Annotated in this window: 20 protein-coding genes; 16 read left to right on the forward strand and 4 right to left on the reverse strand. The window is 40.2% G+C overall.

Annotated elements, in window-relative coordinates:
- The first annotated feature begins 74 nt into the window (after nucleotides 1-74).
- The 7 genes from KQI58_RS03600 (at nucleotide 75) to KQI58_RS03630 (ending at nucleotide 9821) form a co-directional block, all read left to right on the forward strand.
- Complete coding sequence (locus KQI58_RS03600) at nucleotides 75-833, forward strand: ABC transporter ATP-binding protein (RefSeq protein WP_102866629.1); 759 nt, start codon at nucleotides 75-77, stop codon at nucleotides 831-833.
- Nucleotides 826-2427 carry an ABC transporter gene (locus KQI58_RS03605; protein ID WP_216406523.1) on the forward strand — a complete coding sequence of 534 codons (1602 nt, stop codon included), beginning with the start codon at nucleotides 826-828 and terminating at the stop codon, nucleotides 2425-2427. Before KQI58_RS03600 ends, KQI58_RS03605 begins: the two co-directional genes overlap by 8 nt.
- A 649-nt stretch (nucleotides 2428-3076) precedes the next feature.
- A complete protein-coding gene (yjeM, locus tag KQI58_RS03610) occupies nucleotides 3077-4564 on the forward strand; it encodes a glutamate/gamma-aminobutyrate family transporter YjeM (protein ID WP_216406525.1) in 1488 nt (495 codons plus the stop codon).
- A 415-nt stretch (nucleotides 4565-4979) separates the two neighbouring features.
- On the forward strand, nucleotides 4980-6977 hold the full coding sequence (locus KQI58_RS03615) for a cation:proton antiporter (protein WP_216406527.1): 1998 nt from the start codon (nucleotides 4980-4982) through the stop codon (nucleotides 6975-6977).
- Between the two features lie 168 nt (nucleotides 6978-7145).
- Nucleotides 7146-7766, forward strand: coding sequence for a CPBP family intramembrane glutamic endopeptidase (locus KQI58_RS03620; RefSeq protein ID WP_216406529.1), 621 nt, complete (start codon nucleotides 7146-7148; stop codon nucleotides 7764-7766).
- 140 nt (nucleotides 7767-7906) lie between these two features.
- A complete protein-coding gene (locus KQI58_RS03625; RefSeq protein WP_216406531.1) occupies nucleotides 7907-8479 on the forward strand; it encodes a helix-turn-helix domain-containing protein in 573 nt (190 codons plus the stop codon).
- Between the two features lie 190 nt (nucleotides 8480-8669).
- Nucleotides 8670-9821 carry a hypothetical protein gene (locus tag KQI58_RS03630; protein ID WP_253295761.1) on the forward strand — a complete coding sequence of 384 codons (1152 nt, stop codon included), beginning with the start codon at nucleotides 8670-8672 and terminating at the stop codon, nucleotides 9819-9821.
- 178 nt (nucleotides 9822-9999) lie between these two features.
- Here KQI58_RS03630 and KQI58_RS03635 read toward each other — a convergent pair whose 3' ends face one another.
- The 3 genes from KQI58_RS03635 to KQI58_RS03645 form a co-directional block, all read right to left on the reverse strand.
- The gene (locus KQI58_RS03635; RefSeq protein WP_216406533.1) at nucleotides 10000-10773 is read right to left on the reverse strand and encodes a helix-turn-helix domain-containing protein; all 774 of its coding nucleotides are present in this window, start codon (nucleotides 10771-10773) and stop codon (nucleotides 10000-10002) included.
- 178 nt (nucleotides 10774-10951) lie between these two features.
- Nucleotides 10952-11953, reverse strand: coding sequence for an amidohydrolase family protein (locus KQI58_RS03640; RefSeq protein ID WP_216406535.1), 1002 nt, complete (start codon nucleotides 11951-11953; stop codon nucleotides 10952-10954).
- Nucleotides 11954-11965: 12 nt separating this feature from the next.
- Nucleotides 11966-12265 carry a DUF2316 family protein gene (locus KQI58_RS03645; protein ID WP_216406537.1) on the reverse strand — a complete coding sequence of 100 codons (300 nt, stop codon included), beginning with the start codon at nucleotides 12263-12265 and terminating at the stop codon, nucleotides 11966-11968.
- A gap of 126 nt (nucleotides 12266-12391) precedes the next feature.
- Here KQI58_RS03645 and KQI58_RS03650 point away from each other — a divergent pair, with 126 nt between their 5' ends.
- The 9 genes from KQI58_RS03650 (at nucleotide 12392) to KQI58_RS03690 (ending at nucleotide 21345) form a co-directional block, all read left to right on the forward strand.
- On the forward strand, nucleotides 12392-12814 hold the full coding sequence (locus KQI58_RS03650; protein WP_216406538.1) for a MarR family winged helix-turn-helix transcriptional regulator: 423 nt from the start codon (nucleotides 12392-12394) through the stop codon (nucleotides 12812-12814).
- A gap of 243 nt (nucleotides 12815-13057) precedes the next feature.
- Nucleotides 13058-14140, forward strand: coding sequence for a 3-phosphoserine/phosphohydroxythreonine transaminase (gene serC / locus KQI58_RS03655; protein ID WP_216406540.1), 1083 nt, complete (start codon nucleotides 13058-13060; stop codon nucleotides 14138-14140).
- Nucleotides 14141-15328 (forward strand): 3-phosphoglycerate dehydrogenase family protein, encoded by a 1188-nt coding sequence (locus KQI58_RS03660; RefSeq protein WP_216406542.1) that lies wholly within the window; start codon nucleotides 14141-14143, stop codon nucleotides 15326-15328.
- Entirely contained in the window at nucleotides 15328-16554 is a 1227-nt protein-coding gene (locus KQI58_RS03665; protein ID WP_216406544.1) for a DUF1015 domain-containing protein, read from the forward strand. Before KQI58_RS03660 ends, KQI58_RS03665 begins: the two co-directional genes overlap by 1 nt.
- Before the next feature lie 251 nt (nucleotides 16555-16805).
- Complete coding sequence (locus tag KQI58_RS03670) at nucleotides 16806-17141, forward strand: PadR family transcriptional regulator (protein WP_216406546.1); 336 nt, start codon at nucleotides 16806-16808, stop codon at nucleotides 17139-17141.
- A gap of 3 nt (nucleotides 17142-17144) precedes the next feature.
- Complete coding sequence (locus KQI58_RS03675; protein ID WP_216406548.1) at nucleotides 17145-18188, forward strand: HAAS signaling domain-containing protein; 1044 nt, start codon at nucleotides 17145-17147, stop codon at nucleotides 18186-18188.
- Between the two features lie 201 nt (nucleotides 18189-18389).
- Nucleotides 18390-19490 carry an SLC13 family permease gene (locus tag KQI58_RS03680; RefSeq protein WP_216406550.1) on the forward strand — a complete coding sequence of 367 codons (1101 nt, stop codon included), beginning with the start codon at nucleotides 18390-18392 and terminating at the stop codon, nucleotides 19488-19490.
- A 121-nt stretch (nucleotides 19491-19611) separates the two neighbouring features.
- Nucleotides 19612-20766: a trans-sulfuration enzyme family protein gene (locus KQI58_RS03685; RefSeq protein ID WP_216406552.1), complete on the forward strand. Its 1155-nt coding sequence runs from the start codon at nucleotides 19612-19614 to the stop codon at nucleotides 20764-20766.
- 120 nt (nucleotides 20767-20886) lie between these two features.
- The gene (locus KQI58_RS03690; RefSeq protein ID WP_216406553.1) at nucleotides 20887-21345 is read left to right on the forward strand and encodes a hypothetical protein; all 459 of its coding nucleotides are present in this window, start codon (nucleotides 20887-20889) and stop codon (nucleotides 21343-21345) included.
- Between the two features lie 291 nt (nucleotides 21346-21636).
- Here KQI58_RS03690 and KQI58_RS03695 read toward each other — a convergent pair whose 3' ends face one another.
- Nucleotides 21637-23406 carry a putative polysaccharide biosynthesis protein gene (locus tag KQI58_RS03695; RefSeq protein ID WP_216406554.1) on the reverse strand — a complete coding sequence of 590 codons (1770 nt, stop codon included), beginning with the start codon at nucleotides 23404-23406 and terminating at the stop codon, nucleotides 21637-21639.
- Between the last annotated feature and the right edge of the window lie 10 nt (nucleotides 23407-23416).

Consider the following 23416-nt stretch of genomic DNA (forward strand, 5'->3'; position numbering starts at 1 on the left):
GAGTGTTTTTTTCTTTTCATTTATTGTCATGGCGAAGCTTTTCTCGTATAGTGAATGAATAAGGGGGCGACAAAATGATTGAATTAAAAGGTGTAACAAAAATATATGATCAGAAAAAAGCGTTAGATAATTTAAGTTTAACGATTAAGGCCGGTGAGATTTTCGGCTTTTTAGGCCATAATGGGGCGGGAAAATCGACAACGATCAAAAGTTTAGTGAGTATTATTGAGCCTACGAGTGGTGAGATTTTGTTTGATGGAAAGAATTTGAAGACGGATCGATTAGCAATTAAGAAGAAGATCGCCTATGTACCGGATTCGCCAGATATGTTTTTACAATTAACAGCCAATGAGTATTGGGATTTAATCTCGGCTGCTTATGATCTGAAGGGGCAGGAGCATCGCCGACAAGAGCTGATCGATTTATTTGATTTAGTTGGTCACGAAGATGAAACATTGGAAAGCTTTTCTCACGGCATGCGGCAAAAAACGATCATTATTGGAGCCTTACTGCCAGATCCCGATATTTGGATCTTAGATGAACCGTTGCAAGGCTTAGATCCGCAGGCAGCATTTGATTTGAAGGAAATGATTAAACGCCATGCCGAAAAGGGCAACACAGTGATTTTTTCGACGCATGTCTTAGACACCGCACAGCAATTGTGCGACGAACTGGCAATTTTGAAAAAAGGCGAGCTGATCTATAACGGTTCCGTGGACAATTTATTGCAGGATTATCCAAATGAATCGCTAGAAAGCGTCTACCTCAAAATGGCTGGACGCCAAGCTGATGGGGACTTGATTACTGAAATTGAGGAGCCTGCCCATGAATAGTCAAATCATCAAACGCTTGATTGCAGTCAACATGCTGTATGTCAATCCATCTTCCACCAATCAAATTCGAAAAAAAGGCCATAAGGGCAAAAAAGTTATTCGTAGTATCGTTCAACAGTATTTAATGTCTGGAGTAATCTTCCTAGTAATTTATGGAGCAACTATGGTGATGATTGATTTTTCAAAATTGCCTGGCTTTTTTACTTATTATATGATGCTGTTTGCCTTGATTGGTTTCTCCCAATCACTTTCAGCGATTTTTAATGTCTTTTTTGAAAGTAAAGATTTACAGGATTATTTGCCTTTGCCAATCAAGCAAGGGGAGGTCTTTGTCGCCAAGTTTTTGGCAGTTGGGATGACAATTGTACCTTTTTTATTGCCACTGTTGATTCTATTTTTCTTGACGGCCTATAAAAGCGGCTATTCTGTAATAATTGCGGTAATCGGAGCCATCCTACTTTTCATTATTTTCTTTACACTACTATTCAGTTTATGTAGCTTGATTGTTTTTGGAATGACAAAAACCAAGCTGTTCCGGCGACATAAAAAGCTGTTCACTAGCCTGATGCTGGGATTTTCCATGATTGTTTCTGTAGGCGGGGTTCTGGCAATCAATTTCACCCAAAATTCTGTGGATCATTCGAGTACGAGTGGTATGGTTGACCGACATGCATTTTCGGCTTTCATGCCGTTTTATCGTGTTATGCATGAGTTGTTTTCGGTAAGTGGACTTATTACTTTACTTGTGTTGTTGGCTTTGACTGGTCTGCTTTTGCTGGCATTGAGATTTTTTGTGATTCCAAGCTTATATGAACAATTCAGCGATGAAGGTTCGCACACTGTGGCGATAAAGCGAAAACGGAAAACCGATCAATCGTTGAAGCAGTTGTTGGCAAGCTATAATCGCCAATTACTGAAAAATCCAAACTTGATTATGCAGGTCTTAACGTCATCTTTGATTATGCCAATTGTGATGATTGGAACGATGGTAACAACGAGTCCCATCAATTTACAAACTTTGACGCCAAAATTTATGGGGGTATTCTTTGTTGCAGGAATCGTTTTTGCGACGATTATGTTGAATCAAACTTCATTTGTCAGCAATCTGATTTCATTAGATCGCGAGAATTTTTCCTTTATTCAGTCGCTTCCCCTGTCATTAGAAAAATATCTTCGCCAAAAATTTTGGGTTGGCTGTAAGATTCAGATGCTGATCGCTGGTGGGGTAGGCGTGCTGATTGCTGTAGTATTGCGATTTCCACTGTTTCTCTCAGTGCCATTTATCGTGGGAATATTATGGGGAACCTATCTATTATCCCTGCACTTTTTCAGCCGTGATTATCGTTTGCTGAACGTGACCTGGACCAATGTTAGTCAGCTTTTCACGCGAGGAGTGGGGAATTACGGCTTGATGTTGTGGATGTTTGGCTCACTTTTTGTTGGTGCGATCTTAATCGTTTTATATGTGATTGCTGTTACGATGAATCTTAATCCAGTATTATTAAATGGCGGTGTCATGATTTGGTTAGCAATCATGTCTACGGCATGGCTATGGATCAATCGAAACAATTTTTGGAAGAAGTTAGGCGACTGACTACAGCTGGATAGAAGAGCCTCGAATCGAGGTTCTTTTTTTAATCTGTAATTTACATAAAGATATTATTGTTCAAGAAGAACTTCGGGAAAATTAGATTGTATTTAGTTTTTAGATGAAAATTAATGGGCGTATAGTGGTAATTAAATAAAATAATTCAAATGAAATTATCATAAATAGTCGGTAGAAATATAGGATTCAAAATTAATGCTCATTTAACAGAGGTGTTAAACGATCTTTTGTAACTGATTCCCTGTATTTTTTTAAATTTAAATAAAGAAATCGAGTTAGATAGGTAGCGCTTTCTAATTTTTTGGTATTGTCTTTTAGTTTGATATAACGTGATTTATTAAAGACGATAAAATATAATAAAAAAACAAATTAAAATCACCATTCAGATCATCTTTAAATCTCGTTATTTTATCATTTAACATGCTGGAGGATAGTTCAGCTTTCGTAATTGTTTTCATGCAATTTGTCAGAATATTCAATGAGTTTCGCCATTCTTGCGCTCTGTCTTTTTTCATTGTAAAGTAACACTTAGGGATTTCTTACATTTAAAGTGTTCTTGTTCAATTAATAACTAATTATAAGATCGAAACACAAGCGTAATTAAAAGCCCTAGAAAAATTGAATAGGAGTGGTTTCAATGGCCAAATCGGAGAAAGGCATGACGCTGGTTGCATTAGTCATGATGATCTTTACCTCGGTATTTGGGTTTGCTAATGGGCCAGTAGCCTTTTACTTAATGGGCTATGGGTCGATCGTCTTTTACGTTGTCGCAGCAATTCTATTTTTTATTCCATTTGCATTGATGATGGCGGAGTTCGGTTCAACGATCAAAGGCGAAAACAGCGGGATGTACAAATGGCTGGAGGTCAGCGTAGGACCACGTTTCGCATTTATCGGAACATTCATGTGGTTTGCTTCTTACGTTGTCTGGATGGTTTCTACATCATCTAAAGTTTGGATTCCTTTTACTACAGCATTTGCTGGGAGTGATCAAACACAAAAACTACATATGTTCGGAATGAATTCTACTCAAGTAGTTGGTTTGCTAGCATGTGTCTGGATGATCATCGTAACGTTGGTCTCAATCAAAGGGGTCAAAGGAATCGTTAAAATCACTAGCTTAGGTGGGATTGCGGTAACGAGTTTAAACGTTGTTTTAATCGTGATTTCTGGCATTATTTTGGTATTAAATGGGGGGCATTTGGCTCAACCGTTTAACCATATTTTACATTCACCAAATCCTAGCTATCAAAGCCCAATCGGTCTTTTAGGCTTCGCGGTATTTGCAATCTTTGCTTATGGTGGTTTGGAAGCTGTTGGGGGAATGGTTGATAAAACTAAAAACCCTGAAAAAACCTTCCCTAAAGGTGTTGTTCTTTCTGCATTGATCATCTCTGTTGGTTATGCATTAGGGATCTTCTTATGGGGTGTAAGTACGAACTGGCAAGATGTGTTATCTGGTGATTCAACAAACTTAGGAAATATTTCCTACGTAATGATGAACAACTTAGGATACGTTTTAGGTGACGCTATGGGACTAGGTCACGGCGCTGCCATCAGTATGGGTAACTGGTTTGCTCGTTATACTGGTTTAGGAATGTTCTTGGCTTATAGCGGTGCGTTCTTCACATTGACGTATTCTCCATTGAAGACGTTGATCATGGGAACACCGAAAAAATTATGGCCTAAGAAATTTACTGAATTGAACGAAAATGGTATGCCAAGCTTTGCTATGTGGGTACAATGTGCGATCGTTGTTGCGATTATCTTGATCGCTTCATTTGCTACACCAGATCCATCAGCTTTCTACAATATTTTGACTTTGATGGCGAACGTTTCAATGACATTACCATACTTGTTCTTGATCTATGCGTTCCCTAAATTCAAACAAAAACAGGGATTGGATCGTCCGTTTGAAGTGTACAAATCTAAGAGTATGACAATGATCATCAGTGTCGTCGTCTTCCTATTGGTATTGGGTGCGAATGTCTTCACGATCTTCCAACCAATCATCGAAGGTGCTGGCGCTCGCGATACATTATGGATGATTGCTGGTCCAGTTGGATTTACCGTAGTTGGGATTATTCTTTACCAAAACTATGTACGTCGTGCTAAAAATAATTAATTTACAATAAGAGATTATGAAGAAGCTGCCCCAAAAGTCTAATAGACTTTTGGGGCAGCTTCTTTTTACCAATAAACGGCGACTCATAGGTAGCATATACGAAATTAAGCGTAAATAGACAAAAATTTGAGAAGCACCGAGTAGGTACCATTCAATATTTGTTCCTACGTCAGGGGAAGCTTGGTAATTTTCGTAATTTCCTGCTTATTTCTTGGTGCTGAATACTTATGAGTCGGTCTCTTTTTTACATAGATTAATTAAAGACAAACAATGCCTGCTAATAAAACTAAATTAATACGCACTGTCTTTTTTTTTAAAGATGAGGAAACTATTGACAATGTTTAGGTACCGAACTATAATAAAATAAAAAGTTAGGTACCTAACTTAACAGTCGAAACAGTTAGGAGGAGGAGTTATGAATTTATTTTTATATGTAATCATCATGATTGTCGGGGTGTTGTTATCTAATATTGTCAATCGATTTATCCCGAAGTTGGCTATCCCAATCATACAAATTCTAGTGGGGGTGGGGATTGCTGTACTTCCGCTGGGCTTTAAGTTGGAGTTGGACCCAGAGATGTTCTTCTTACTTTTTATTGCTCCATTAGTCTATTATGGGGGAATGACGGCTAACAAACTGGCGATGTGGGATATGAGAAAGTCAATTTTAAATATGGCGATTGTCTTTGTTGTCATCACGAGTTTGATTGTGGGTTCTCTAGTGCATTTTTTAATACCGGCTATTTCATTGCCTGCAGGAATCATGCTTATCGCTTCACTAGGACCAACGGATGATGTCGCAGTAGCATCTGTTGGTAAACGGTATTCAGTACCAGGAAAATTGATGGAATTATTAGAAGGTGAATCGATTTTTAACGATGTCAGCGGTATTCTTCTATTCCAAATCACTTTGTCGATTATTATTTTTGGGTCATTCTCCGTCAAGCAATCGATCGTGCAGTTCTTTGTCTTTAGTTTAGGTGGTATTATCATTGCTAATACCTTTTCACTTTTAAAAATTTTGCTATTGAAGCAGTTGAGAATCTTGGGTATTGTCAATGAAACGATTCATGTATTGATCAGCCTCACCGTTCCTTTTCTAATTTTTTATGTTACCGAATTGTTTTCAATGAGCGGTATTTTAGCAATGTTTACAGCAGGAATACTGTATTCGTTTGAAAAGCAGAATGAAACTCCGGATACAATTAATCAGCGCTTGACTTCTGAAAGTTTATGGGAGGTATTAACTTTTGTACTTGAGGGGATGGTCTTTATAATTCTAGGGACGGAGTTTCCCGACATCATCAACTCATTAGTGAAGGAATCATTTATTGTTAGTACAGAATATATTTTGCTATATATCGTTCTTATTACACTTGTACTTGCATTGCTCCGCTTTATCTGGTCTTTTTTAACATTGCCTCAGGAGGCTTATCAAGATCAAAAGCTACCAATCTCAAAATGGAAGGCTTCGCTTATTTTCAGCCTTTCTGGCGCACGCGGAGCGGTTACGTTAGCCAGTGTTTATTCAATACCTTTAGTATTAGGAAATGGCGATCTTTTTCCTCAGCGTAGCTTAATGATTGTTATAACTATGGGCGTCATTTTATGTTCCATTGTTCTTGCGTATTTTGTTCTGCCGTTCTTTATTAAGCGGAAAGATTCAGATAAGCGATTGAAATCTGCTGAAGTTCATTTGGAAATGCTGCAAAATATCGTACTTGACCTACAAAAACTAACAAATGCTGAAAACCAGAACGAAATTGGGATGGTATTAAAGAGTTATCAGGATAGAATCAAAGAACTTGAACGAAGTAAAAATTCCTCTAATGAAGAAGCTGATGAAACAAGTCGTTTATTGAATGAAACGATAAAATGGAAAATGGCGAATGTTGAATTTCTTATAAAAAGTAATCAGTTAGATAAAGCTCTTGGGAACTATTATTTGGCACTCTTAGAAAAGCAATTACACAAAAAAAGAAGAAAAGCACATAATATTATTGAGGATTTTTCTGAACGAATTAAGTTAATTATCTATATGCGGGTAGGAAAACACAAGGACACTCAAGAAGCTCTGGAGATGAAGAAACAATTTTCTGACCTATTAATTTCAAATGATGAATATGTACTAAAAAAACTTAGGGAAAAACAATCTTACGATGAGAGTGGAATTGTTCTTGAAATGATTAATCATTTTGAAAATTCGCTTGCTGATAAAAGAAGTAGAGAACGATTCAATAATGGGAAACGCCCTGAATTCAATAGTGCAGCTTTATCAGAATTGACAGCATATAGCTTGCAACTAGAACGTGAGCAGATTCAGAATATGTATGAAACAGGGCGAATCGAATGGGACGAAGCCAATCGACTGCGTAACAATGTGACATTATTAGAGATGCAAAAAGGTATATGAAGTAGGAAATACCTGAATAGAACACTAGAGAAACGTGAAAAATATTTTTGCGTTTTTCTAGTTTTTTGCTAAAGGCAAGATTTATCTATTTTTGATTTTAAAACTTGTTTTTAGACTTAGTTAGTTTTTTGATAAACTTATTTATGACTAAAGAACAAGGGGTACGAAATGAAACAGAAAGTCATTTTAAAAATTTTCGGACTGTTAGCGCTATTTCAGATAGCGAGATTAGTGATTAAACAACTAATCTTCACACATATTGAACGAACAAATTTCTTAGATCACTTGGCATCAATGGTTGCCATGATTTTGATGTCAGGGATGATTCTATTTATCTCAAAACAAAGAGAAATACGTTTATCTATTTTTCCCTCGAACTTTGGCAAATCATATGTAGTCGGAACGATTGTCTTTGTACTATTATTAGCATCGGCGCCTTCGATTTATGTCGGAGGCTTACAGACGATTATGCTATTAATTTATAGCAGTGTGGTGACACCAATCTATGAAGAGTTGATTTTCCGCGGGTATATCTGGAATCGACTATCTGTTATTTTTAAACATCCCATCAGTGTTTATTTATGGTCCTCGATTTTGTTTAGCATCTGGCATCTGGGCTATGTTGATTCTTTGGCCTTTCGAGTGGAATCAAGTCTTCTGCAGGCGCTGATTTGGAAAGCGATAACGGGTTTAGGTTATGGCTTGGTTTTAGGATTGCTGCGCTGGAAGAGTGGAAATTGCTATTCGACCATGTTGCTGCATGGAGTAATGAATATTTTCGGGCGATAACTGTTTTTTGATAAATACTGTTAAATCAACGTTTATATATATGATAAAGACTTTTGACAAGGGGGAAAGCCTCATGATAAAGAGTTTTGCTGGTGGGAAGTAGGCGAAAGATTTATGGTGAGGATGAAGGAGCGGATGAAATGAATTTAAGCAAACAGATTAAACGATTGAGGGAAGAAGCAGGATTTTCTCAAGAGGAATTATTCGAGAAAATTTACGTATCTCGCCAAACAATCTCAAATTGGGAGAATGAAAGGAGCTATCCTGATATTCATAACCTGTTATTGCTGAGTGTTCTTTTTAACGTGACTTTAGACGAACTTGTCAAAGGAGACGTGGAAACAATGAAGAATGTGATTAAAAAAGATGAGATGAACAAGTATAGCTACATTATGTTGGGAACAATCGGGGCAGCAGCGATTTTGTTCGGACCTGCCTGGAAGTTATTTGGGGATGTAGGACTTTTGATCCCGTTCGTCTTGTGGCTGGTGGGCATGTGGGCGGCGTTAAAAATCGAGAAAATAAAAAAAGAGAAAAATATCAAAACCTACAAAGAGATTGTCGCTTATATGGAATGTGAAGATGTAGAGGAGAAACGAAAAGAGCGGAGTTTCGGGAAAGATTTTCTTTCTCAAACAGTGATCGTTATTGTTTTTACAGCGATTGTAATGGCAGTATTATTAGCAAGTTTGTGGATTAGTGGCAAGTTTTAAATAGTTATGAAAAGGTGTCTAAGGCTTGATTTTATAAGCTTTTAGACGCTTTTTTTGCTTCTTTTTAACAAAAATTGGTTGCAAAATTTCTTCAAAAAACAAAAAAATCGGGGTTGGGCTTTTTCAGGAAATAGCGGTAGAATTTTTATGTAAACGAATACATGAGTACGGAGAAGGGGAGCGAAAACGCATGACTGAAAAATCACACATTAAACCACTAGGAAAACGCCAGATTTTTACTATGAAGAGAGCTAGTTTAGAGAAAAGAGTGAACGAATATTATAGAGATACACAGGATGTAACGAATATCATCGAAAATCTGGTCGCGATCTTAGTGCGCAATGCGTTGATTTTTAGTGACTTTTCTCTTATTTGTCAGGAGCTTGTGACGGATATTTATTTAACTGCTGAACCCAATGATGTACTGCGGCGTTTTAGCAGTATCTTTAAACCCTATTTCAAAAAAAGCGGGGATTGGGATACAGTGATCCAGCGCTTGTTTACGAATAAAAAAGAATACCACCAGTCCTCCGAGCGATTCCGCTTAGCCGTTAAATACCTTTATGCTGTGAATATGCCGAAGGATGAGAGAGACGAAAATAGTTATAATCTTATCTCGGTGTTTAAAGATGCAAATGGGAAAAAGCATAAATGGACACTGAAAGACGTAGATCCTGAAAAGACGGATGAGGAAACAGCAACCTTGCTGAAGCTATTAACGGAGTTGAGTATTTTCAAAAATAAAGAAGTTCGCCAATTTGCACAATTGATGACTTTTGACTATTTTAAAACAGCGAATATCAGACATTATGAAGAACCGCAAGAAGATCAGCTGGAAACGTCCGTAGAAAAAAATATTGAAGAGGGAAGAGAAAAACTGGAAATTATGGTACCTCATGGGTTTGACCCTAGAACCTTGAGCGAGACAGAATTAATGGTCTTGGTTCAGGCATATTTGCCAGAAGGGAAAACTATCTCAGATGTCCATGTTTTCTTTATTGAGCGTCCAGCGGAGTTTCCGGAAGATGAGGAATCGCAACCGGCACCGCTGCTTGCCTCTGAGCACATAACAAAAAATCTACCTGAGCCGGCAGAGGAGACTTCACCAGAAAATCAAGCCGCTGTTGGAATCGCCGTTCCTCAGGAAAAAGCACCAAAGAAATCACGCTCAAACAATATTGGTCATCTCAGCGGCAGCCAATTGTCCGCAATGAGCTTGATTGACAAGAGTAAAAATAAAGAAAAACAAACGTCAAATACAGCCAAGAGCAGCACGAAAAAAACGAAAAAAGATAAAAACAGCAGCAGTCGAAAAAGGAAAAGAGGAAAAAATAAGAAATAGACCTTTCGCTTTATTAAAGGAGCCCTATTTGTCATGCTAAAAATTTTTCTATCAACAAAGAGCTTGGATGCACTTTGTCGATAGAAGAGTATCCTTCAATTATTGTAGTAAAAAAAGTATCAGCAGAGGAATCAAATTACTTGCTTTTGATAAGCAAGATAAATCAGAGAAAACTGATTCACCTTTCCTTTTTATCAGTTTTGAAAAAAGCGGAAACCTTAGTGCCGTCGTCACTTTTCATGAATACTAGCTGTTCTGAATTAGAGGCTTCGATCACTTTTTTTGCCTGTTCTAGTTCTTCCCAAGAGTCGTATTCTAACATTCGTATTTGTCCGCCATATTCTTCTTGGAGTAACTGAATTGTATTTTTTGCGTCAACGACTGTAACCTTTTTGATTTTATGATTTTCATCTCTTTTGATTCTTAAAGTGACTTCCTTATTGTACATACTGTTTATAATGGCGGGTTGTATGAGAGTTGTTTCTGTCCCGTCAGGTAAAGTATCAATTATTTCACCAACAAAATTCCCATTATAAAAATAAGCGCTATTCTCTTCACTTTGGTCTTTTGTCACTATCTTTGAATAATCCGAGAATTCATAGTGTGTGATTTTTGGTTCATCGGGTGTGCTATTTCCCTTTAGAAGAAAAACAACGATAATGGCAAATGAAATTAAGGTAATTACCAGAGTAAAGATAATTTTCTTAAAGAGACGATTCTTCTTTGCTTGCATTGTCATAGTATCCACCAATTGATCATCTTCACTGAGCAGCTGATCAACTGTAATATTATATAGCTCACTCAATGAAACCAGCATACTGAGGTCTGGATACGTACGATTGATTTCCCAACTTGAAATCGTAGAGCGGGAAACATTTAGAATCGTGGATAATTCTTCTTGGGTATATCCATGAGCGGTGCGAAGTTCTTTCAATTTTCTACCTATCTTCAATAAAATCCCCGCCTTTCTGTAACGTCTATTCTGGGTTAAAATCAGTGTACACGATTTTTTTTGAGGCATAAAGATACTTTTTGTAACGACTGTCAAATGGCGGTTTGTGACAATATGTAACAAAAAAATATTTAAAAACCCATTGATCTCCAAGAGGATCAATGGGTTTTTAGCATGATTAAGTAAGATGAAAGATTCTTTCGGCGTTTTCGTGAGCGATTTTTTGTTTTAGTTCGTCGTTAATAGCAAAGTTTTCTAAATAGTCTCGTGTGTTTTCCCGCATTATATAAGGATAATCCATCGACCAAAGCAGGTGATCCTCCAGCATTTCGTTCAGGCAAAGCTGGAAAGGGGCATCATAAAACATACCGCTGGGGCTTAAATAAAGATGCTCGCGATAATAATCCGCAAAATTCTTTTTTAAGCCGGTCAATTGTGTCGGCAAATTCTCATCCAAACGTTGTAAGAAATAAGGAACCAGCTCACCAAAGTGTCCAGATACGATTTTCAAGCTGGGATATTGATCGAATATTCCTGAAAGAATCAAACGCATCACATGGATACCCGTATCCGCATGCCAACCAAAGCCATGACCTGCTAAAACAGTCGTAACAGCAGAGGACCATGCACCTTGATAATAGTGTTCACTCACCTGCGGAACAACCTCGCCGGGATGTAAAGCGATGGGTACGTCCAGTTCAGCGGCCTTGGCAAAGATCGGCCAGTATTTTTTGTCATCGAAGAACTCGCCGTTAAACGTTCCGGTTAATTGCGCGCCTTTCAAGCCAAGTTCTGATACCGCACGCTCGAGTTCGGCGACAGCCGCAGGAACATCAGCGACGGGTAATGAGGCTAATCCATAAAAACGCTCTGGATAGGCTTGGCATTTTTCTGCTAGCTCATCATTTGCTTGTCGACAAAGGGGGATCGCGTATTCTGCTGGCAGGTCCATTGGGTTATTGTTGCCATAGCTAATGATTTGGACATCAACCCCGCTTTTATCCATATAAGCCAAGCGTTTTTCACCGATTTCAGTAATACGGTCGTCCTTAGCGATAAAATTAGCGATGAATTGTGCCTTAGTTTTTTCTTCCGGCGTTGCGTCTTGAGTTTTTACTTTAGTATAAGCATTATTTACAGCTGTTGAAATAAAATGTTCTTCTATTGTAATAAGTTTCATATGCTTCAACTCCTATCCGATCTTTTTCTTATCGATGCGGCGGCTGTTTAAAAACCAATAGCGATGATAATCACCGACTAAGGCAGTGAAGGGGACGCTGGCGATACCTTGCTGCTCAAGCATGTCTTCCAAATAATTTTTCAAAACCCAAGGGTCTTCAATCTGATTGACCTCAAGCGCCAATGTGTCCTTGATCACATCAGTTGTTGTCTGTAAATCAGCTGCGATTTGATCAATGGCCAGCCCGGTACGTTCAAAATTTTCTTGAAGTTCTTTCTTTGTGTTGTGTACTTGTTGCGGAGTTAAAGACATAAAACACACTTCTTTCTTTAAAAATGAATAGTTGTAATTTTAACTATCGGCAGCATACCTCCTTTACTAATAGTTGTCAAATAAATAGTTGTGATTTAAACTATTGATAGAGAAAAGAGGGTGCACATGATTTCGCAAAGAAAAGATCTACCGGAAAAAATATATGCGATAGGGGTTTTGCAGCAGAATTTTGTCACAGAAAAATTAAAAGCATTGCATTTGAATGGTCTGCAATCTCGTAGTCTTAGCTACATTTCCATGAATCCAGGAACAATCCAACGAGATTTGGCAAATTACCTTGGCAAGCAGCAAGCGACGGTGACCAATATTTTAAAAGTTTTAGAAGAAAAACAATTTATTTATCGCGAGATACCAAAGGACAATGAGCGGCAGAAGAAAATCTATTTAACAGCAGCCGGCAATCAGATGGTGGAGAAAGTCCAAGCGATTTTTCAAACACTTGGAACACAAGTCGACTCTGCTTTTTCAAAAGAAGAGAAGCAGCAGTTCATGGAGTTTTTGAATCGAGCAGAAGAGCAATTGACGTAGCGGATCATCGCTGCGTTTTTTTGTGCTCGGTTTCTGTAAGATGATGTGCAAATTTCTGAAACCTTTGCATATTACAGTGTAATTAATTTAAAATTAGGCTTTTATCATTTAGATACATCTGTTATAATTGTCATCACATCTTAAAGCAAGTTATCCTCTGTTTTTCCTGCTTTGACAGGCGGCGGTATCAGGCTTAAAGAGAAGATTTTAATTTTCATAATAGAAAAAAAGGAGAGAATAAGTATGACGATTTACAATTTTTCTGCAGGTCCCGCGGTACTACCAAAAGCTGTGTTGGAGATCGCACAGTCCGAGATGCTTGATTACAAAAATAGCGGCATGTCGGTGATGGAGCTGAGTCATCGTTCCTCCTTGTTTGAAGAAATCATCCAAGATGCTGAAAGCTTATTGAGAGAACTTATGGCGATTCCCGACAATTACAAGGTCTTGTTTTTACAAGGCGGCGCAAGCTTGCAATTTACCATGCTGCCGTTGAACTTGGCGCAAGGAAAGAAGGCTTTATATGTAAATACCGGTTCATGGTCGAAAAAAGCCATCAGTGCAGCCAAAGCACTCGATAATGTTGAGGTAGAAGTGATTGCTTCAAGTGAAGATAAGAATTTTACCTATATTCCTGAACTGCCAGAAACGGTCGATCAAGAGGCCGCCTACGTGCACATTACGACGAACAATACAATAGAAGGAACCGCTTACGCTAAGATTCCCAACTTCGGCAAGGTTCCAGTAGTGGCGGATATGTCTTCAAATATTTTAGCCAACGATTATAAAGTTGAAGACTTTGGTGTAATTTATGCTGGTGCACAGAAAAATATTGGTCCGGCTGGGCTCACAGTTGTGATCATTCGTGAAGATTTGCTCAATCAAGAAGCAGCCTTTGCACCGATGCTAGACTATGCCTTGCAGGCGAAAAATCATTCACTTTATAATACGCCACCGACTTATGCGATTTATATTGCGAAGCTGGTTTTCGAATGGGTGAAGGAACAAGGCGGGGTCGCTGGAATTACGGCGAAAGATCAGGAAAAGGCGCAACTATTATATGACGCGATTGAAAAATCAAGCCTGTTCACTAGTCCAGTGGAAAAAGCCAGCCGCTCGATCACCAATATTCCTTTCGTCACAGGGGATGAAGACTTGGACAAAGCCTTCAATCAAGCAGCTTTAGCTCAAGGGTTTGAAAACTTAAAGGGTCACCGTTCTGTTGGCGGGATGCGGGCGAGTCTTTACAATGCTTTCCCAATCGAAGGGGTCGAGGCCTTAGTCGCATTTATGGCGGAGTTTGAAAAGGAAAATGGAGGGAAATAAATGTTTCAGATTAAAACATTCAACGCGATCGCTCCTGAAGGAATGGCGCGTTTAGATAAAGAAAATTATCGTATCAATGAAAGCGAAGAACCAGATGGCATTATTTTACGCAGTCAAAAACTGCATGATTATGACTTTCCCAAGTCAGTTTTAGCAGTCGCACGGGCAGGTGCAGGTACGAATAATATCCCTGTGAAAGAGTGTACAGAAAAAGGAATCGTGGTCTTTAATACTCCCGGCGCGAATGCCAATGCGGTAAAGGAATTAGTAATCGCGAGTTTACTATTGTCTGTTCGTCCGATGGTTCAAGGGATCAGCTGGGTGCAGACATTAGAAGGTGCGAACGTTGATGAACAGGCCGAAGCACAAAAATCACAATTTGCCGGAACAGAGTTAGAAGGCAAAAAGCTTGGAGTTATTGGTCTTGGCTCAATCGGTGCGATGGTCGCTAACGATGCCTATCGTTTAGGAATGGAAGTTACCGGCTATGATCCATACGTATCAGTCGATACGGCTTGGAGTATTTCTCGTCGCGTGAAACGGGCAAAGGACCTAAAGGAAGTCTTGACCAATTGTGATTTCGTCACAATTCATGTGCCATTAACTGAACAAACGCATCATTTGATTGGGACAGAAGAATTGATGCAAATGAAAAAAACTGCTCGCTTGTTGAATTTTGCGCGTGGTGAGATTGTAGATACTGACGCAGTAGTGAAGGCCGTTAACGAAGATCGAATTGCTGGTTTTACCACAGATTTTGCGGAGGAAAAATTACTGCATAACGATAAGATCACGGTGTTGCCGCATTTAGGTGCGTCAACCGAGGAAGCGGAAGTTAACTGTGCCAAAATGGCTGCTCGCGGCTTGAAACGTTTCTTGGAAACCGGAGTGATTAAGCGTTCGGTCAATTTCCCGAATGTTGAAATGGCCTTCGAATCACCCTATCGTATTACAATTATTAACCGCAATGTACCGAATATGTTAGGGTTGATCGCGTCTGAGATCGCCTCTTTAGATGTCAATATTGACAACATGGTCAATCGCGGGAAGGATGATCACGCTTATACATTGGTGGATGTTTCAGAAACAAATCCCGATAAAATCGCGGCGATCGTTGAGCAGTTAAGTAAAAATGAAGGCATTGTCCGTGTCCGCGCGATCAAGCGGGATGAGGAGAGTGAATTTTAATGGTCCAAGTTCATCCTTTTAAAGGAATTCGTCCAGCAGCCGATTTGGCAGATAGGGTAGCGGCGTTACCTTACGATGTAGTGAATTCACAAGAAGCCAAAGACTTAGCAGCGGATAATCCTTACAGCTATTTCCATATCGACAAGGCGGAAATCGATTTGCCAGCAGATCTTTCTCCCTACGATGAAAAAGTTTACCAAAAAGCAGCCGCTAATTTGGCCGAGTTTTTAGAAAAAGGCTGGCTTTTCAAAGAGTCAGAGGCTTACTTCTATCTTTATGAGTTAGTGATGAATGGTCGAAGCCAGACCGGAATTGTCGCGTGTACGTCGATTCAGGATTATATTGATGAGAAAATCAAGAAGCACGAATTTACGCGGCATGAAAAAGAGATCGACCGGATGAATCACATTCGAACGTGTGATGCGAACACTAGTCCGATCTTCTTGAGTTATCGTCCCCAAGCGGAGATTCAGACAATCATTAAATCGTGGCAAACAGCACATGCACCGGTATATGACTTTACCAGCTACCATGAAGTAACTCATCGTGTTTGGGTGATCGACCAAGCGGATACGATTGATCAACTAGCTAAATTGTTTATCAAAGTGGATGCTTTATATATCGCTGACGGACATCATCGAACCGAATCCGCGGTGAAAATCGGTTTGGAAAAACGTGAGTCCGGTGAACAGAATCCAGAAACGGAGCAGTTCCTATCGATCATCTTCCCAGAAAATGAACTGGCTATTTGGGAATACAACCGTGTATTAAAAGAAGCACCTCCGGCTGATTTCATGGAGCGTTTAGCCGAAAACTATCAAGTAACTAAAACAGGCGTTAAAAAACCTGAAAAAGCCGGCGAATGTCAGCTTTATGATGGAGCCGCTTGGTATACTTTGAGTATCAAACCAGAAAAAGTTCCGACTGATCCAGTAGAAAAATTGGACGTGGCCTTGCTGCAGAAATTTGTGCTGGAAGAGATCTTCGGAATCATGGATATCCGCACGGACAAACGGATTGATTTTGTCGGCGGGATTCGCGGTACGGAAGAGTTAGAAAAATTAGTCGATTCAGGAGATTGGAAATTGGCCTTCTCCATGTATCCAACGCAAATGACCGATCTTTTAGCCGTGGCAGATGCGAAGAAAATCATGCCGCCGAAATCAACTTGGTTTGAACCGAAGCTGTTGAGCGGATTGTTCCTACATGATTTAGAAACGAAATAAACCGGAAACTCTCGAAAGTAATTTCGAGAGTTTTTGTCGTCAGGCGTTTCATGGTCATTTAAAAATCAGGGATTCAGCAGTTGCTTGAACCAGTAGTTCCACAAGCTGTTTTGGATGATGAGCAGCGTATAAGAGCCGCGAGGGTCATTTTTTGAAGAAGGATTCTTACTTGTGACTTAGCAAATTAATAATATTATTCTATTGACTATAATGTGTGCCACACAGTATAATGATATTGAAGAGGTGATCATATGCCAGATAAGGATATTATTCAGAACTATGTCACGGAATTAAAAAGAGGAAATTTAGTTTTGGCTGTCTTAGGCAGCTTGAATACGCCTCACTACGGGTATGCACTGCTGCAAACTTTGCAGGACAGGGGAATGGAGATCGAGGCTAATACGCTCTATCCCTTGCTGAGAAGGCTGGAGAAGCAGGATCTGCTGGAGAGTGATTGGGATACAACGGAAAGCAGACCTCGTAAGTATTATAAAATCAGTAAAAAGGGTATAGAAGTTAGGGAAAAGTTGTTTGAAGAATGGAAGGAAATGCAAAAAAGTTTAATTGGTATCTATTCGGAGGGGTAAAAAATGGAAAATCTAATCGAACGCTATATAGCGGCAGTTGTTCAGCAGCTGCCAGAAAAGGAAAGAGCAGAGGTCGCTAGAGAATTACGCAGCAATATTTATGATATGCTGTCGGAGCAGCCAAGCGATGCTGAAATCAAAAAGGTATTGGAATCAATGGGGTCACCGGCAAAGTTGGCGGAACAATATCGTCAGAATCCCCGATATCTCATTTCTCCGCAGGTCTATGACGAATACATTCGCTTACTGAAGCTCTTGGTTCCAATTGTCGGGATTATCACATTAATCGTCGGCGCAGTTTCAGGAGTTTTCGAAACCCTTCAGGAGAGCGGCCCTCAAGTCAGTCGGGTCCTGCAGGTGATGTTTCAATCAGGAATTCAAAGCGGGGTGTCTGGTGTCCTTCAAACATTGGTTTGGACAACAATCGGTTTTGTGATCGCGGAACGGACAGGTGTATTGAAAAGCAAGAAGCAAGACGATTGGAAAGTGTCAGACTTGCCAGCGTTGAATACGGAAAAGCTGATTCCAGTTTCTGATCCAGTAGCAGAAATTATTGCAGCGTTAGTATTTGGTGTCTTTCTAACCTTTGGGGCGTTGAACATGATTCCGCAAGTTTTTTCAACGACCGGTCATACGATCGTTAATGTACCCTTGTTTAGTAATAGTTTTACGACATTTTTGATTCCGGTACTGATCATTGGTACTTTATTGACAGTAATCGTTGGTGCATTGAAATTAGTAGATCGCCGTTGGACGAATCGCGTGTGTCTGTGGTCGATTATTGATAATGCAGTTTCGGCAGTTATGTGGGTCTTCTTATTGATGCACAATAATATTTTTAGCCAGGAATTAGTCGAATTGCTTCAGGAGCAAACGTGGTCTAGTGGAGATGTTCTGCATTATATTTCTACAGGAGATACAGCAGCGATTCGTTTGATAATTAGCCTGATCATTGTGGTCGTCTCAGCCATTCAAATTATTTCAGTGCTCTATAACCGAAGTAAACGAAGCCACTATTCAGGCTATGTGAATCAAGAACAACTATAATGGAAACCGGCAGATAGGCTCTCGCATGGAGGGTCTATTTTTTTCTTTTGTTTTAGCTAAGCTTGTTTCGAGAGGAATATAAACACTAAATGTTATACTTTTGTCGAACGGTTTAGCAAAAAGGATATAACTAAGTAAAAATGACGTTCTAGGTGTGTTCTCAAATGAGCGTTAATCAAAAGTGAAAGAAGGTGGGAAAGTATGAATCGCGTAATAGATTATTTCAAAGACAATCGTTTAATGAGTATTTCGTTAATTTTAGCAATTATTAGTTGTTTGATCGGCCGCTTTTCCATCGCGTTTATTGATGACAAAGTAATCTTTAGTTTGTTTGGTTTAATGTTGCTGATCCAAGGCTTTGAGCAGGTAGGACTTTTGCGTTTCGTGGCTGAGAAGCTGTTGCATTTTTCAAAGAATAGCCGTCAGTTGGTTCAACTGATGATTCTTTTAGCTTTAGTTGGTTCAATGTTTTTGACCAATGATGTGGCGATTTTAACTTTACTACCGATTTATTTGAAACTGCTGTCGATGCTGCCGAAATTTAAAGGCCGCTTTCTGGGCAGTGTCTTGATCATTGTCGCGGCAAATTTAGGAAGCAGCTTTTTCCCGTTTGGTAATCCGCAAAACTTGTTTTTGTATGATTATTATCATGTACCATTGGGACAGTTTTTAATTTGGATGTCGTTGGTGCTTTTGGTCAGTTTGCTGCTATTGGGACTTTTGACCTTGCTGGTGGACAAGGATTCCTTGGAGGCGATTGATTTAAAGGAGGAGCGAGTTGACCGTAAGGAAACGATGCTCTTAGCCGGATTGATGCTGATTATGATTTTAGTGGTGCTGAGCGTTCTGCCCTATCAATGGGTGATTCCTCTAGTAGCACTGGTGATCTTGTTTTATCGTCGTGAATTGTTCAAAGAGGTGGATTATGGACTCTTATTGACCTTTGTCAGCTTCTTTATCATCGTGGGAAACATCGGTGAAGCCAGTTTCATTAAAGATTTTTTGAAGTCGTTGAATGGAAAACAGGTTTATTTAGCTGGTTTAGGTTTGAGCCAGGTTATTTCTAATGTACCGGCAGCTTTCTTGATCGCCCCCTTTACAAGCAATCAGCAGGCCGTCATTTTAGGAGTAAATATTGGTGGATTAGGAACGCTATTGGCTTCATTAGCCAATCTGATCGGGTACAATCTATTTCGGATTTATTATCCTGATGAGACAAAAAAATTTCTAGGTTTGTTTAGTGTCGTCAATTTCGGGCTGCTATTCCTTTTAGGTACAATCTTTTATTTTTTCATCCATTAGAAAGTGCCAAGAATTCCTAAAAATCAGGTAAGTTTCTTATGGGAATTCATCCAAAAACACTGAAAACGCTTTAAATAGTGTTAAGCTAGCCTTGTGAGAAATGAGCAAGGGGGATTTTGAGATGAATGATAAGACAAAAATGATTCATGGCTACCACGCATTTGATGAAGAAACCGGCGCTTCATCGATTCCAATTTATCAATGTTCGACCTTTAAACAGGCATCTATTAAGGATGGACAGCCATATACCTATTCCCGTTTTGGCAATCCAACCCGTACCGCGTTAGAAGAAGCGGTTGCGGCACTGGAAAATGGGGAATATGCGACCGCCTTCGCGTCAGGAATGGGTGCGATTTCAGCGGTCTTGCTGAGTTTTAGTCAAGGCGATCATCTAGTTATGTGCAAGAGCATTTACGGCGGCACATTCCAATTAGTCAATGAAGTCATGAAGCGCTTTGGGATCGAAGTGACCTTTGTCGATGAGACTGATTTAAATGAATGGGAGCACGCCATCCGACCAAATACACGAGGGCTTTATTTAGAGACACCGTCGAATCCGTTGCTTTCAGTGACTGACATCGCAGGAGTTGTGGCGATCGCGAAGGCCCATCATTTAGTGACGATGATTGATAATACCTTTATGACACCACAATTTCAGAAACCACTAGCTTTGGGAGTCGACATCGTGATTCATAGTGCCACCAAATTCATCAATGGACATAGCGATGTTGTGGCTGGATTAGTCGTTACCAACGATGAGGAATGGCACAACCAAATCCGACTGCAGCAAAAGGTACTCGGCGGCATTTTAGGTGTGGAAGATTGCTGGTTGACCATGCGGGGCTTGAAAACGATGGGGCTGCGGATGGAGCAAAGCGCTGACAGCGCAGAAAAAATCAGTCAGATGCTGGCTAATCATTCAGTCGTAAAGAATGTCCACTATCCTGGCTTACCGAGTCATCCCGGATACGAAGTTCATAAACGTCAAGCGACCTCGGGTGGCGCGGTGTTGTCCTTTGAGCTAGCCAATCAGACGGCAGTTTATTCCTTCGCGGATGCTTTACAGATTCCAATTGCCGCTGTCAGTCTCGGCGGAGTAGAATCGATCTTATCCTATCCAGTAACGATGAGCCATGCCTGTGTACCAAAGGAAGAACGAGAGAAACAGGGCGTAACAGAAGGCTTGCTGCGGCTGTCGGTAGGAATCGAAGACACCGAAGATTTACTTGCAGATTTGGAACAGGCATTAGCCAAGGTTCGTGTAGCGGTAAAATAGATAGCATTGACACGTTGGGCGTTTTCCTGACGTGTCTTTTTCACTGTTTTAAGAAAAAGGATACCCTTATCATGTACTAATTCGGTATAATGGTATCATCTCTTAGAGGAAGTGAAAGTCATGCTTGAAAATCTCTTGCGTCCGGAAGTCTTGCTTTCAAACGTCATTGTTTGTTTGGTGACTTTTTTGATTACGCGCTGGGCGTTTAAACGAAAGAAAAAACCGCAGCGACAAAAGGAAACTGTACAGATTCCGAAGCAGACGGCTGATGGAAAGGCCGTTTTGGAGGCGTCATTAGCAACGCTGCGATCGTATAAAAATAATCTGAATCAATATGGCTATGTCTATTTTCAGGAAACGACACCGATCGTGATTGAACAATTGAAGGCTGAAGCCAACAGCTTGATCTCTTCAGAAACGAACGAGCCGATTCATGAGCTGCTGCAAAAAAATTATGAGAAGTTGTCATCGTTTCAAGAACAAGAAGCGGTGGATACGAAGAAGCTGGAATTAGAAGTGTTGAATCATGTCAACAAAACGATCATTGATTGGCGTAATTTCTTGAAGCAAAGCCGGTGAGCAATATCTATCTTTAGCCTTAATAAGGGTAAACGAGATATGCCGATACCGATAACATTATCGAACCATCAGATTACGCTAGTGATTGATGTCAGGAACGATCTAATCAAGAAGCTGGAGTTTTGTCCAAAATTGGCTAATTTAGCTAGTTAACTATTCCTACAAAACAACCCGACGTTTTTAAACGTCGGGTTGTTTTTACTATCAATTGGGGTAATTATCGTTGAGTCTCCGATGGTGAGAAATACAGAATCCCCCCTGCACTTTCACTATTCTGCAGGGGGAATTGGCTTAAATCCGTAATCGACGGCGAATACCATCGACCCGTGGACCTAATAATTTATCAGCGATTCGCGTTTTTAAGGCCAACACCATGTAAGTGAATCCGCCAAAGGCTGCTACGATCAAAATAATGATCATGGACTGCACTTTAGAATCGGAGCTTAAAAACATTTCGCAACCGAATTTCACAATAAAGGCGACAACACCCATCAAAAGCGACATTGCTGTAACTTTCCCAATAGAAGCAATTGTTTCTCTGAATGGAAACTGTGTGATCACATGAATTCGATCCAACAGGAACATGTTCGCCACTAAGAATCCGACAAAAGAAGCAATCAATGGACCGTAAGCTTCAAATAGATATGTTAAAGGAAATTGCGCGACGATTTTCACAAAAATTCCGATACACAAGTACCAGACCGCTTGCATATTGCCATCAAGGCCCTGCAGCATGGTCGAGCAGACCATGAACAAGCCCATCATAATTCCCACCACACAGGAAGCTGCTAATAATTCTGCTCCTAGGGGATTAGGCCAGTAGAACAGCGTATTCAATGGATAAGCCAAAACGATCATTCCAACCGTTGCTGGCATCATCACAAAGAAGAGTAGCTGGATATTGTTCGTTACTAATTTTGCCAAGCCGTCATGATCCTTTTTCGTGAAGCGTTCTGTAATCAGCGGCAGACCAGCTGTAGCCATCGCAGTTCCAAGTGCGATTACCACCATCGTCAATTTATCCGGGTTGGCGGAGATTAGCGCAAACAGATCTGCATTTTTGGCGGCAGAGTAATCCGTCACGATCGACATGATTTTTTCAAAGGAATATTGATCGATCAATTTGAATATACTGATGGCGCTGCCGACGATAATAAAGGGAATCGCCTGCTGGATCATTTGAAGAACTAATTGTCGTCCTGAGAAAGTAATCTGATTATCGCTTTCTCGAATCAGCTCACGAAAGGCGGAGCGTTCCTTGAGTAATGAAAATAGCAGAACCCCCATCGCAAAAGCTACCCCAATAAAGGCCGCAAAGGTTGAATGGACCACCGCTGTTTTATAGCTGCCGTTATTGATCTGCATGATAATGAAGGCAGAGGCCAGCATATAGCAGACGCGAGCGATTTGTTCGATGATCTGAGAAATTGCGTAAGGCTTCATATTATTGTTTCCTTGGAAGAAACCGCGAATCACACTCATCGCCGGGAAGATCAGCAGCACGACACTTAGTGAGCGCATAACAGGCACTAGATCGGCATTTCCTTGAGACAGATAGGGTGCGCCTAAATACATGATGGCAGCACAAATAATTCCTCCAATGGTCATGAGACGCATTGTATAGAACAGTAATTTTTTACTTAAGCCATATTCATTCATCGAATTATAGCGAGCAGTTTGTTTCGCCACCGCGGCGGGAATCCCGGCAGTCGAGATCATCAGAAATAATGCGTAAACATTATAGCCCTTTGTATATAAATAGTTCGCTTCCAGCCCATGAGGCTGCATCCAGGCGATCCATGGGATGACATAGACAGCCCCCAATAGGCGAGAAAAGATATTGCCGACGGTCAACCAAGCGGTACTTTGAACCATTTTTTCCTGAGCATTCGACTGCTTCTTCGCAGTAGGTGAGGCTGCCGCGATCGGCTCCTTTTCAGGAACGTTTGCGGTATTTCTTTTATGTTCTTTCTTTTGCGGCACGGCCGCGTCGCGATGATAGCGAGCAACCCTAGAAGGGGTTTGCTTCAGCTCGCCGTATTTTCTAGTATTTTCAGTCATATAAACCAGC

This window comes from Enterococcus raffinosus (genome assembly GCF_018917525.1).
In the GTDB taxonomy this organism is placed as follows: Bacteria; Bacillota; Bacilli; order Lactobacillales; family Enterococcaceae; genus Enterococcus_A; species Enterococcus_A raffinosus_A.

Excerpts from the sequence above, each read along its gene's own strand:
- KQI58_RS03690 (WP_216406553.1), top strand. The coding sequence starts at position 20,887 with ATGCTTGAAAATCTCTTGCGTCCGGAAGTCTTGCTTTCAAACGTCATT.
- KQI58_RS03645 (WP_216406537.1), bottom strand. The coding sequence starts at position 12,265 with ATGTCTTTAACTCCGCAACAAGTACACAACACAAAGAAAGAACTTCAA.
- KQI58_RS03685 (WP_216406552.1), top strand. The coding sequence starts at position 19,612 with ATGAATGATAAGACAAAAATGATTCATGGCTACCACGCATTTGATGAA.
- KQI58_RS03600 (WP_102866629.1), top strand. The coding sequence starts at position 75 with ATGATTGAATTAAAAGGTGTAACAAAAATATATGATCAGAAAAAAGCG.
- serC (WP_216406540.1), top strand. The coding sequence starts at position 13,058 with ATGACGATTTACAATTTTTCTGCAGGTCCCGCGGTACTACCAAAAGCT.
- KQI58_RS03625 (WP_216406531.1), top strand. The coding sequence starts at position 7,907 with ATGAATTTAAGCAAACAGATTAAACGATTGAGGGAAGAAGCAGGATTT.
- KQI58_RS03630 (WP_253295761.1), top strand. The coding sequence starts at position 8,670 with ATGACTGAAAAATCACACATTAAACCACTAGGAAAACGCCAGATTTTT.
- KQI58_RS03675 (WP_216406548.1), top strand. The coding sequence starts at position 17,145 with ATGGAAAATCTAATCGAACGCTATATAGCGGCAGTTGTTCAGCAGCTG.
- KQI58_RS03670 (WP_216406546.1), top strand. The coding sequence starts at position 16,806 with ATGCCAGATAAGGATATTATTCAGAACTATGTCACGGAATTAAAAAGA.
- KQI58_RS03695 (WP_216406554.1), bottom strand. The coding sequence starts at position 23,406 with ATGACTGAAAATACTAGAAAATACGGCGAGCTGAAGCAAACCCCTTCT.
- KQI58_RS03665 (WP_216406544.1), top strand. The coding sequence starts at position 15,328 with ATGGTCCAAGTTCATCCTTTTAAAGGAATTCGTCCAGCAGCCGATTTG.
- KQI58_RS03680 (WP_216406550.1), top strand. The coding sequence starts at position 18,390 with ATGAATCGCGTAATAGATTATTTCAAAGACAATCGTTTAATGAGTATT.
- KQI58_RS03650 (WP_216406538.1), top strand. The coding sequence starts at position 12,392 with ATGATTTCGCAAAGAAAAGATCTACCGGAAAAAATATATGCGATAGGG.
- KQI58_RS03620 (WP_216406529.1), top strand. The coding sequence starts at position 7,146 with ATGAAACAGAAAGTCATTTTAAAAATTTTCGGACTGTTAGCGCTATTT.
- KQI58_RS03640 (WP_216406535.1), bottom strand. The coding sequence starts at position 11,953 with ATGAAACTTATTACAATAGAAGAACATTTTATTTCAACAGCTGTAAAT.
- KQI58_RS03605 (WP_216406523.1), top strand. The coding sequence starts at position 826 with ATGAATAGTCAAATCATCAAACGCTTGATTGCAGTCAACATGCTGTAT.
- KQI58_RS03660 (WP_216406542.1), top strand. The coding sequence starts at position 14,141 with ATGTTTCAGATTAAAACATTCAACGCGATCGCTCCTGAAGGAATGGCG.
- yjeM (WP_216406525.1), top strand. The coding sequence starts at position 3,077 with ATGGCCAAATCGGAGAAAGGCATGACGCTGGTTGCATTAGTCATGATG.
- KQI58_RS03615 (WP_216406527.1), top strand. The coding sequence starts at position 4,980 with ATGAATTTATTTTTATATGTAATCATCATGATTGTCGGGGTGTTGTTA.